At 65.1% G+C, this 1986-nt stretch carries 1 protein-coding gene; it reads left to right on the plus strand.

Going from position 1 to position 1986, the window contains the following annotated elements:
- The first annotated feature begins 356 nt into the window (after positions 1-356).
- The gene (locus tag G537_RS40685; protein ID WP_051249299.1) at positions 357-1757 is read left to right on the plus strand and encodes a calcium-binding protein; all 1401 of its coding nucleotides are present in this window, start codon (positions 357-359) and stop codon (positions 1755-1757) included.
- The last annotated feature ends 229 nt before the right edge of the window (positions 1758-1986 follow it).

Here is a 1986-nt window from a genome sequence, read left to right on the forward strand (position 1 = left end):
CGGGTACGGTCATGTCCGCTATCCGGCACCGTGGGTGACGGCCGCTTTTGGGCGAATGGCTGCGACCCCGGCCGTCCGGGTTGGGCGGGAAGCGGAAGTTCGGGGCCGGCAAGCAGAATGTCCGCACGGTGCGCCGAGAGCGGTCATAGCGACGCGTCTCCGTAGGGAATGCAGGACGGCGACCCGACCAATTGACGCCTGCGCAGCGCGCGCTCAATCGCCGGCAGGTGGTCGGCGGAATCGGAATGCAGATCCGCCGAAAGTATCAGAGGACACCCGGATGGGAGTATTTCGCCCGCACTGGCCCCAGCACTACCTATAGTTTCGCGAATTAAGTCGATCGGGGAGCGATCGCCATGGATGATTACTATTACGTCTTCTCCGTCGACGGTGCCGAGACGGCTGCGATACGACGCAACGGTGGGAGGGCGGTCGTCAACAATCTCGACTTTTTCGATACGACCGATAACGTCACGGGGGACTATAAGCTTTGGTGCACCCTTGCCTTCGATATTGGCGGAGACATCGACCTCGACCTCACGAGTTATCCCGGCATCACCGGCTTCCAGCAAGTCCAAGCCCGATCTGCAACCGGCGGTGTCCATCTGACCATCAACGGTGTCTATCAAACCTCCGCCGAATCTCTTTCGAACAGCCCCGTCGTGCTCGACGCCAGCGCCACCGACTGGCCCGTGTTCCTGCGGGCCCTATCGGACGGGTTCAATGAGCTGATCGGAGGGGCGTATGATGATGAACTTAGCGGTGGTGCCGGCGCCGACAAGCTGCACGGTGGCGCCGGCGCCGACTCGCTGGGCAGTGGTGCCGGCGCCGACGTCCTGTACGGTGGTGCCGGCGCAGACGTCCTCTATGGCGGCGACGGCATCGACATCGCCAGCTACTTCACCGGTTCGACCGGGGTCGTGGTCGACCTCGCCACCGGCACTGCCAGCGGCGGCGATGCCCAGGGCGATTCCCTGCTCCTCATCGAGAACCTCTCCGGCAGCCAGGGCGATGACCACCTCACCGGCGACGCCCTTGCCAACACCCTGCAGGGCTGGAAGGGCAACGACGAGATGACTGGGGCCGACGGAAACGATACTGTCGAAGGTGGCGACGGCAACGACAGCCTCAGCGGGGACATTGGCGCCGACGTGCTCCGCGGCGGGGCCGGCGCCGACAATCTGGACGGCGGCAGCGGCGAAGGCAGCGACACCGTCAGCTACTATCTCAGCTCCATCGGCGTCACGGTCAACCTTGCGACCGGCACCGGCCACGGCGGCGACGCCGAGGGCGACACTCTGACGGGCTTCGAGATCCTGTCCGGCAGCCAGGGCGACGACTACCTCACCGGCGACGCCCTTGCCAACAGCCTGCAGGGCTGGAAGGGCAACGACGTGCTCGAGGGCGGCATCGGCAAGGATGTGCTGACCGGTGGCGCCGGGGCGGACCGGTTCGTCTTCACGACGATCGGCGACAGCCTCTACGGAGCCAACTCCGACCGGATCACCGATTTCAGCCGCGCGCAGGGCGATAAGATCGACTTGTCGGCAATCGATGCCGACACCGGCGTCGCCGGCGACCAAGCGTTCAGCGTCATCGGCACCGCCCCCTATTCCGACGTCGCCGGCCAACTGCGCTACCATTCCAACGGCATCATCACCACTATTGCCGGCGACGTCGACGGCGATGGCGTCTCCGACTTCCACATCCGGCTCACCGGGAACCTGGCTCTCGTCGTCGGCGACTTCATCCTGTAGCGGCGACGTTTCGTCGTCGCGGCGTATGAGATGGACGAGATCCTGGCCTATGAGCTGCATGCCGGCGGCCGACCGAGGCTGGCCGGTGTGCGGCTGAAGCGGTCATCCCAAAGCAACGGTTGGAAGGACCGCAATGGGTCCAGGCCGTGTGAAAACGCTGTGATCTGATACGCTGCTCGGGGCGGCTCAAACGGGGGCAGGCGTGAAGCGTTTCGTCGAGGGGCAGGAC

This window comes from Inquilinus limosus DSM 16000, from assembly GCF_000423185.1.
Classification (GTDB): Bacteria; Pseudomonadota; Alphaproteobacteria; order DSM-16000; family Inquilinaceae; genus Inquilinus; species Inquilinus limosus.